Origin of the sequence: Aquabacterium sp. (genome assembly GCF_030652515.1) — a bacterium.
Taxonomy (GTDB): Bacteria; Pseudomonadota; Gammaproteobacteria; order Burkholderiales; family Burkholderiaceae_C; genus Aquabacterium.
This window is the reverse complement of sequence record NZ_JAUSAR010000065.1, coordinates 1-9,707: the sequence shown is the minus strand read 5'-3', so window position 1 is coordinate 9,707 and position 9,707 is coordinate 1. Positions and strand designations below refer to the sequence as shown.

Below are 9,707 nucleotides of genomic sequence, written 5' to 3'. Positions count from 1 at the left end.
GTAGCCGCGCCCCAGGCCTGCTCCGCCCAGGTACAGCTCGCCCACCACGCCTGGCGGCACCGGGTTCAGGTCGGCGTCCAGCACCCAGGTGCTGACACCGTCGATCGGTCGGCCGATGGCCACCTGGCTTTGCCCATCGTCTCGGCACGTCCAGTGCGTCACGTCGATGGCCGCCTCGGTGGGGCCGTACAGGTTGTACAGGCCCGCCTGGGGCAGGCGCTGCAGGACTTGGCCTTGCAGCTCGGCCGGCAGGGCTTCTCCGCTGCACACGATGCGCGTGAGGCCGGTGCACTGGCTCACTTGCTCGTGGGCCATGAAGGCTTGCAGCATCGAGGGCACGAAGTGAATGGTGGTGATGCCATGGGCCTGGATCAGTTCGACCAGGCGTTCGGGGTCCCGGTGGTCGCCGGGGGCGGCCATCGCCAGGCGTGCGCCCACCATCAGGGGCCAGAAGAATTCCCACACCGAGACGTCGAAGCTGAAGGGGGTCTTTTGCAGGACGGTGTCGGTCTCGTCCAGCTTGTAGGCCGATTGCATCCAGCTCAGGCGGTTGTGCAGCGCCCGGTGGCGGTTGGCCGCCCCTTTGGGTTGGCCGGTCGAGCCCGAGGTGTAGATCACGTAGGCCAGGTTCTCGCCGTGCAGCGCCACCTGCGGGTTGTGGCTGGCCTCGCCCGACAGGTCCAATTGATCGATCAGGAGCAGGTTCACGTGCGCCGGGCATGGCAGGGCATGGGCCAGGTGTGATTGGGTCAGCAGCAGCCCGATGCCGCTGTCGCTGGCCATGTAGGCGATGCGCTCTGGCGGGTACTCGGGGTCGATGGGCACGTAGGCGGCGCCTGCCTTCAGGATGGCCAGCAGGCCCACCACCATCTCCAGCGAGCGCTCGGCGGCGATGCCCACCGCGGTGTCCGCCGCCACGCCCAGCGACAACAGCCGGTGGGCCAGGCGGTTGGCCCGTTCGTTGAGTTCGCCGTAGCTCAGCTGTGCCTGGCCAAAGACCACGGCCACGGCGTCTGGCCGCGCCTGAGCCTGCGCTTCGATCAGCTCGTGCACCGGCCTGGCATCCGGACGCACCTGTCCATTCACGCTCCAGCTTCGCAACTTGGCACGCTCTTCAGAGGTCAGCAGTTGCACCGAGCCCACCGGCTGATCGACGTCCTCCACCAGCTTGGCCAACAAGCCCACCATGGTCCTGGCGACCACTGCCACCTTGTCTGAGTCCAAGCGGCCAGCGTCGAATCCAAAGCTCAGGATGAGCTCGTCACCCTGCTGCACCACCAGCGTCAGCGGGTAACTGGTTTCGCCTCGGCTGACCACCTGGCTGAAGCGCAAGCCTGAACCGCCTTGTCCCTCTGTGTTCAACAATGCCTGGTCGATCGGGTAGTTCTCGAAGACCACGATGCTGTCGAACAAGGCCTGGCCACCGTGGCCGGCCCGCCGCTGGATCTCGTGGAGCGGCACCTGCTCATGCTCTCGAGACGCCACATTGCGCGCTTGCAGATCGCGCAGCCAGTCGCCCACCGGGCGTTCGGCCACGATGGGCACGCACATCGGCAAGGTGTTGATGAACAGGCCCAGCATCTGCTGCGCGCCGGGCAGCGCGTCGGGCCGCCCGGCCACGGTCGCGCCGAAGCACACCGTCTGTTGCCCAAGGTAGCGGCCGAGCAGCAAGGCCCAAGCCGCCTGGACCAGCGTGTTGACCGTGATCCGCTGGACCGCTGCCACCTTGGCCAGGCGAGCCATCACCGGTCGGTCCAGCACCATTCGGGTTTCCGTCGGCACGGAGGCCTGATGGTCCCGGCGGGCGATCAACGGCGCCAATCTGGAAGGCTCGTCGAGCAAGGCCAACTGGGCGTCCCAATGTCGGTGCGAGGCTTCCAAATCCGCTGACTTCAACCAGCCGATGTAGTCGCGGTAGAGGCCGCCCGGTGTCTCAAGCGCTTGCCCGGCATGGTGCCGGATCACCTCACTGAGCAACTGCGCCGTGCTCCAGCCGTCCAGCAACAGGTGATGGCTGGTCCAGATGAAGTGATGCCTGGCAGCGTCCAGGCGCACCAGTGCCATGCGCATCAAGGGGGGCTTGGCCAGGTCGAAACCCTGATCCAGTTCGGCCTGGGCGAGCGCATCCAAGGCCTCCCCCGGCTCGGAACGGCCACGCCAATCTTGCTCGCGCATGGCCATGTCCAGCGACCTCGCCACCCACTGCAAGGCCGAGTGGCCTGGCAGGAAGCCCGTTCGCAAAATATCGTGGCGGTCCACCACGGCCTGCCAGGCCGCCTTGAAACGCGCGGCGTCCAGGCCTTCGATGTCCACGCGCAACTGGTTCACATAGGCCTTGGAGGCCGAGTCGTACACGCTGTGGAACAGGATGCCGGACTGGATAGGCGACAAGGGATACAGGTCCTGCAAGTCGCCCAGGGGCACGGGCAACAGATCGAGCTGCGCCTGGTCCAAGCCGGACAGGGGGAAGTCCGACGGCGTCACCCCCTGGGCGCCCTGGGCACAGTGGTCGATCAGCATCTCCAGCTCCCGCTGGAAACGGTCCACCCAGGCCTGGACCGTGTGCCGGTCATGGCGGGCCCGGCTGTAGCTCACGCCCAGCTGGAGTTGTCCTTCGTGGACACGCCCGTTGACCGAGAACTCGTGGGTCTGCGGCGCGGCGCCATCCATGGGGGCACCGCCGCGCTCATCCGCCAACTGCCAGGCCGTGCCGCCGTCGAAACTGCCATCGAACTGGCCGAGGTAGTTGAAGTTGATCCGGGCCTGGGGCAGGCCTTCCAGCGCCGCCTTCTGGCTGGCATGGCCCAGATGCTTGAACACGCCATGGCTCAGTCCTCGGCCTGGCACACGCCGCAACGTTTCCTTCACGCGTTTGACCGCCTCGCCGGGCTCGCCCAGCGGCGCCAAAGCCACGGGGAAGACGCTGGTGAACCAACCCACCGTGCGCGACAGGTCCAGGCCTTCGAACAGGTCTTCGCGGCCATGCCCTTCCACGTCCACCAGGATCTGCGCCTGGCCCGTCCAATCACACAGCGCCCGGCCCAGGGCGGTCAGCAGCAGATCGTTGACCTGGGTGCGGTAGGCGGCAGGGGCAACCTTGAGCAAGGCAGCGGTTCTCGCGGCATCCAGCCGCACGTCGATGACCTCCAGATCCGCCGTCGTGTTCGACCCGGAAGGCCTGGCGCAGGGCAGGCTGGTCGGCACGTCAGACAGGGCCAGCCAATGCGCCAGTTCTTCGGGATGCTGGGCGATGTACCCTTGCAGAGCCAGGGCCCAGTCCTTGTAGCTGTGGGTCCCGGAGGGCAGGACGATGTCGCGCCGGGCCAAGGCCTGCTCGCAAGCGGTCTGAAGGTCTTCAAGCAGCACGCGCCAGGACACGCCGTCGATCACCAGGTGGTGAGCGACCAGCAACAGGCGCCAACCGCCATCGGCCAGTTCGATCGCCAGGACACGCAGCAAGGGCCCCCGCGACAGGTCAAGGCTGCGTTGCGCTTCATCGCACAATGCCTCAAGGCTCTCCGCCTGACAGCCACGGCGGACCCACAAGAGTTCGTCCATGGACTCGTCAGACATCGGCTCGTAGCGTTGCGACCAATGGCCGCCGGCCTGCACCTCGTACCTCAGCCTGAAGCTGTCGTGGTGCGCTACCACGGCCACCAAGGCACGTTCCAGGCTGGGCAAGTCGGGCGCTTCCCGCAGGCGCAGTAACACCGACTGGTTCCAGTGGTGACGTTCAGGCACCTCCTGGGCGAAAAAGGCCGCCTGTATCGGCAACAGGGGCACGTCACCGGAGGTCTGTGAGGCCTTGGAGTGCGCGTCTTGCCCGATGGGCACCGCCACCAAAGCGAGTTGGGCCACGGTTTGCCGTTCGAACAACTGCTTGGGCACGATTTTCCAGCCGGCCTGACGAGCCCGCGCCACGATCTGCAGACCCAGAATGGAGTCTCCGCCCAGTTCGAAGAAGTTATCGCCACGGCCCACCTGGGCCAATCCCAGCACGTCTTGCCAGACCGCGCACAGGGCCTCCTCGACCGCATTCTCGGGCGCCTCGAATGCCCGCTTGGCGACCGTGTCGGGATCGGGCAAGGCCTGCCGGTCCAGCTTGCCGTTGGGCGTGAGCGGAAAGTGGTCCAGCGCCACGATCACACCCGGCACCATGTAGGCCGGCAGGAGCTGGCCCAAGCCATCGCGCAAGGAGGCTACATCGATGGCCTGCCCCGCCTCGGCGGCCACGTAGCCCACGAGCCGAAGCCCCCCGGGCCCCTGACTGGCGATGACGGCGGCTTCACGTACACCTGGCTGCGCCAGCAGGCGCGCCTCGACTTCGCCGAGCTCGACCCGGAAGCCCCGGATCTTGACCTGGTGGTCGATGCGGCCCAGGTAGTCCAGCGCGCCATCGGGGCGGCACCTCACCAGGTCACCCGTTCGATAAAGCCGTTCGCCCGAAAGGAAGGGATGGGGCACGAAGCGCTGCGCGGTCAAGCCCGGCCGTTTCAGGTAGCCACGCGCGATGCCAGGCCCGCCAAGGTAGAGTTCTCCGGGCACACCGACGGGGCACAAGGCCATGTGCTCGTCCAGCACCAGGCCGGACGACGACTGGACCGGGTGTCCAATCGGAATGGAGGGGCCACCGGCCGGCGCCGATTCGAGGTCGATGCGCCAGGCGTGCGACCAGACCGTCCCTTCGGTCGGCCCGTACTCATTCACCAGCGCTGCCCGGGGCACGCTGTGCCGGTGTTGCGCCACCACGTCCGCATGGCAGGCCTCGCCCGCCACGATGGCGCATTGCAAGGAGGCCCCATCCTCCAGGCTCAGCAGGATCTGCTTGTAGAACGAAGGCAGCGCCAGCACATGAGAGATCCGGTGGCCCGCGATCAGTCGCCCGATCTGAAGCGGGTCCTGGTGCTCGTCGTCCGTGGGCAGGTGCAAGGTGCCCCCCTGGCTCAAGGTCCAGAAGATGCCGGCCACCGAGCTGTCGAAGGACAAGGACGACAGCAGCAGGTAGCTGGACAGCGCTTCCTTGTAGAACTGGAAGCGCGCCGCCGTCGAGGCCACCGCGTTCCCATGCGAGACCATCACGCCTTTGGGCAATCCCGTCGAGCCCGAGGTGTAGACCACATAGGCCAGGCTTTGCGGTGAAATGACCGGGGTCTTCAACGGTGACGCGTCACCTTCTTCGTGAAGCTCGTCCACGCACAAGGTGTTCAAACCGGCTGCCGGCAGACGACCGGCGTCACCAGCCAAGGTCAGGACGGTGGAAACCTGCGCATCGCTCAAGACATGGGCGATCCGATCGGCGGGATAAGCCGGGTCGATGGGGACATAGGCCGCGCCCGCCTTGAGGACGGCCAGCATCGAGGCGATCGCATGGACGGAGCGACCGATGTGGACACCGACGACGTCGTCCAGGCCGACACCCATGGACTGCAAGCGGTGCGCCAGGCGATTGGCCTGCCGGTCAAGCTCTCGGTAGGACCAGTGCTCCTGCCCGCACACCACGGCCTTGGCATTCGGCGAGTGCCGGGCATGGGCCTCGAACATGGCCTGCAAGGTCTGATCGGGCAAGGCTTCACCCGCCTCGGCGGTGACACGGCCTTGCTGCAAGATCCAGTCACGCTCATCGGGGCACAGCATGAGCAGGTCCGAACAAAGCGCATCCGGATGGGATCTCGCCGAGGTGGACAAGGCATCGACCTGCCTCAGCCAGGCTTCGAGCGCATGGCCCTCGAAACGGCCATCGCTGAGCCAGCGCCATTCGAAGGTGCCATCGGCGGCCTCGATCCATTCGCAGCGCAATCCAACCTGCCCCAACCCCACATCGACCCGCTTGGCCACCCAGCCCCCCGGCATCTCGATCAGGCGCACATGCTCGAACTGAACAGCCGCCTTGGCCTGGCCCGCCAGGTGCACCGAGGCGTTGAAGCATTCATGCCACGATGCAGCCACTTGGAGCTGCTCGTTCACCGCGCGGGCCAAGGTCTCGATGGGTGAGTTCAACTCCAGGCGCACGGAGACTGGCAATGCCGTGGCGTAGTTGCCCAAAGCGCCCTCCAGTTCCGGCGCGCGGGTGTGGCAAAGCCATTCGAAAGAGAACGCGTCGGTCTGGGCGGCGCGTGCCACCCAGGCGGCCCACCATCCCAGCGCCACCGATGCCGTCGGCATGGCCAGCCGTTCTGCCATGGCCTGGATGGACTGGCTGGCCGGGCTGCTCAGTGCCATGCTCATTGCCCTGGATTGCACGACCTGCTGGCCCCTGGTCGTTTGCTCGAAAGGCAGGCGCGGCGCATCGGCCCCGCCCCTTGAACTGGCCTCCCAGAATCGCTCGCCTTCCTGCCCCAACTCCGTGGCGAACAGTTCGTTCTGCCAAGCCGCATAGTCGGCGTACTGCAAGGGGGCTTCGGCCGTGGTGGCCGGCGACCCGCGCAGGCAATGCAGCAGGCAGGACCTGGCCAGGTCCTGGATGCCTTGCACGTCGAGGCTATAGCGCGGCGCCGCCAATGCCCACCGCACACGTCCCTTGACAGGCCTGGCCATGGCCAGCCCGACCACGGCCCCGGCCTGCGCATCGACCAAGCCACGAGCCGCCGCCAGCAGCGCATCGTCATCGACCTGGCCACTGAGCAAGGTGCAGGCCGGTAAGAGCCCGGCCACCACATGCTGCACGGGATAGAGCAGTCCTGGCACGTTGCGGTAGCGCGTGCGAAGCACTTCGTGCTGTCGAGCGGCTTCATCGACGGCGTGGCGCAGGGCCTCCAGGTCCACGTTCAGCGCGGGGCCCTCGACCAACACGGCCATGCAAGGCTGCTGCGTTACCTCCCAGCCTTGAACATGGTGGGCACATTGCTGAGAAGACAATGGGTACTCTTCGACGCGGTCGATGTGGTTGTTGCTCACGCATTCACTCCAATTTTCAAATCTTCGCCACGGCAAGCGTGGGCCATGGCCACCATCACGCGACGGGGCCCCGTGTATGGGCTGCGCCCGTGCAGCGCGAGCATGTTGTCGAGCATCAGGACGTCACCGCGCTCCCACGGAAACTTCACCATCACATCGAGGTAGAGCCCCTGCAGGTGCCGGATGACCTCGGGTTCGATCGGCGTGCCATCGCCATAGAAAGTGTTCTGCGGCAAGTCGTCGGCGGCGTATTCGCTGCGCAGTTGCTCGCGCGCCGAGGCCGGCAGTGTCAGCTCATGGAAGAAGGTCGCGTGGTTGCACCAGACGGCCTCGCCCGTCTTCGGGTGGCGCATCAACGCAGCCCCGATCTGCCGTGTGCGCAGACCGCCACCGGGCTTCCACTCCGGCCGGATGCCGACGCTTTGGCAGTAGGCTTCGACTTCGCCGCGGTCCGAAGTCTGGAAGACGGTTTGCCAAGGCAGGCCGAAGCCCTCGCCGTAGTTGCGCACGTACATGACCTGCTTGCGCGCAAACGCCTCGCGAACCTCGGGCCGGATGCGGCTGAGCAGAAGCCGGGTGCTGCCGATGGGCGTCTCGCCCTGCGTCAGGGCCGGGACCTCGCAGTAAAGAAAGAGGTGCAAGGGAAACACCGGCGAGTACGAGTGTTCGTTGTGCGGGAAGATGCTTTCCTGCGCCGGGTAGTCCGTGGAGGTGTAGACATTCAGGTCCTTGTGGATCTGGGTCCGTGGCGATGCCCTGAACTGGTACTCCAGCGCGCCGCCAGACACCGCGTCGACATAGTCATTGAAGTCCTGCGCCTGGTTGAGGCCGAAGCCCCGGAACAGGATCGCCCCATGCGTCAACAGGCGCTGGTGCACCTCGGCCTGGTTCGCCGCGGCCCATTGCGGCAGGCTGATGCCCGGCACCCGGGGCTGCACCAAGGCCGGCAGGTCCACACCGTCGAACAAGCGCGACCACCGCACCAGATCGGCACCGGCTTCAGGCAGTGCCTGGCGGCGTACCGCGCCCAGTCTGGGCCGAACGTCATGGGAAGTCATGCTGAAGATCCTTCGCTGTTCAATGCTGAATTCGGGATGGCATCCACGGGCCGCCGCCGCAAGCCACTGCGCAAGGTCGCCAGTTTTTTCGAACGTTCGTCCGCTTGCCTGGCGGCCTGGGCGACCCGCAGTTCGCGCGCAACTTGGCGCAGCGAATCGAGGCTGGCCTCGCTCGAGACCATGAGGACGCGCAGGACCGCCGTGATTTCCTGGCCAAGGCTGTCCATGCTGGGTTCGCCGAAGCAATCGGCGTCGTAGCGAATCGAAGCCTGAACCTGGCTCCCGGTGTGGACGAAACCGACGATCAGGTCGAGCTCGGCCTGCGCGCCGGGCACGAGGCATTCGCTGACCGCCAGGCCCGGCAGCTGCCAGGCCTCGGTCGCCTCGCGGTAGATCACCTTCACCTGGAACAGCGGGGCACGCCCGCCGCGTTCGCCTGCTTTCAGGAGGCCGACCAGCCGGTCGAAAGGCAGGTCCTGGTGGTCGCTGGCGGCGATGACAGTGCGCTGCAATTGCGACAGGAGCTCGGCCGCAGACCGGGGCGTCTCGGCATCGATGGGCAAGGCCAGCTGGTTCACGAAGAAGCCCACCACCGACTCGGTGTCCGCCCGGTGGCGGTTGGCCATGTCGGTGCCCACGTAGAACCGCGCTTGTCCCGAGCGTTCCGCCAGGGCCAGGCTGGCGCAGGCGAACAGCACCATGAACGGCGTGGCCTGGTGTTGCCTGGCCACGGCGGACAGCGTGGCGGTGGTGGCTTCGTCCAGGTCGAACGCGGCCATGCCGAGTGGATGCTTGCGCTGGGCGGGCAAGGCCTTTTCCGGCGGGATGACCAGCGGTGGGATGCCGACCAGTTGGTCCCGCCAGTACCCGGCCTGGCGTTGCATCTCGCCATCGTCCAGCCACCGGCGCTGCGCGATCGCAAAATCGGCGTACTGGCATGTCAGCTCGGGCAAAGCCAGGGCCTGGTCATCGCCGGGGCAGGTGTAGTACCGCGCCAGGTCACGCAGCATGAGCTGACTCGACCACCCGTCGGCCACGATGTGGTGAACCACTACCACCAGCATGTGCTGCCGCTGCGCCAGCCTGATCAACTCGACCCGCAGGAGCGGCCCGCGCGCCAGGTCAAATGGTTGCTTCACCGCTTGGAGGATGTGGTGGTCCATCCGCCCGGGTGTCTCCGGTGTGAACTCGTCCCATGCCACCACGGGGATGGGCAAGGGCAGCGCGGGTTGAATGCACTGCCAGCCCCGGCCATCGGTTTCGCCGAAGACCGTTCGCAAGGCCGCATGCCGCTGGATCAGCCGATGGAAGGCCGAACTGAGCCTGGCCACGTCCAAGTCCCCCTCCAGGCGAAAGGCGGCCGGCATGTTCATGGCCGTGTCGCTGGGATCGAGTTGCCACAGGAACCACAGACGCTGCTGGGCATAGGACAAAGGCACGGGCTCGCCTTCACGGACCGGTGTGCCGCCAAGGGCCCACTGGCTTTCGTGGGAGGCCCGTGTGCCTTCGCCTTGCAAGGCCAAGGCGGATTGCTGCACGGTGGGGTGCGAGAAGATCGCCTGCAGTGGCAGGTCTCGGTGCAAGACGGCGCGAACACGGGCGGCCAGGCGAACCGCCAACAAGGAGTGCCCCCCCAGCTCGAAGAAGTTGTCACGTCGGCCCACGCGGGGCACGCCCAGGACCTCGGCCCACAGGGCGGCCAGCGCGGTCTCCAGCTCGCCTTGCGGTGCCTCGTAAGCTGGCGAGCCACCCAGC

The 9,707-nt window shown here is 66.6% G+C and carries 3 protein-coding genes; all 3 read right to left on the bottom strand.

Annotated features, from left to right (window positions below):
* Positions 1-6,894 (bottom strand): non-ribosomal peptide synthetase (locus Q7V20_RS07715; RefSeq protein WP_304788841.1); only part of this gene is annotated, 6,894 nt, incomplete at its 3' end.
* Positions 6,891-7,952, bottom strand: a complete 1,062-nt coding sequence (locus tag Q7V20_RS07710; protein ID WP_304788839.1) for a TauD/TfdA family dioxygenase — start codon at positions 7,950-7,952, stop codon at positions 6,891-6,893. The genes Q7V20_RS07710 and Q7V20_RS07715, both read right to left, overlap by 4 nt.
* Positions 7,949-9,707 (bottom strand): condensation domain-containing protein (locus tag Q7V20_RS07705; RefSeq protein ID WP_304788837.1); only part of this gene is annotated, 1,759 nt, incomplete at its 5' end. The genes Q7V20_RS07710 and Q7V20_RS07705, both read right to left, overlap by 4 nt.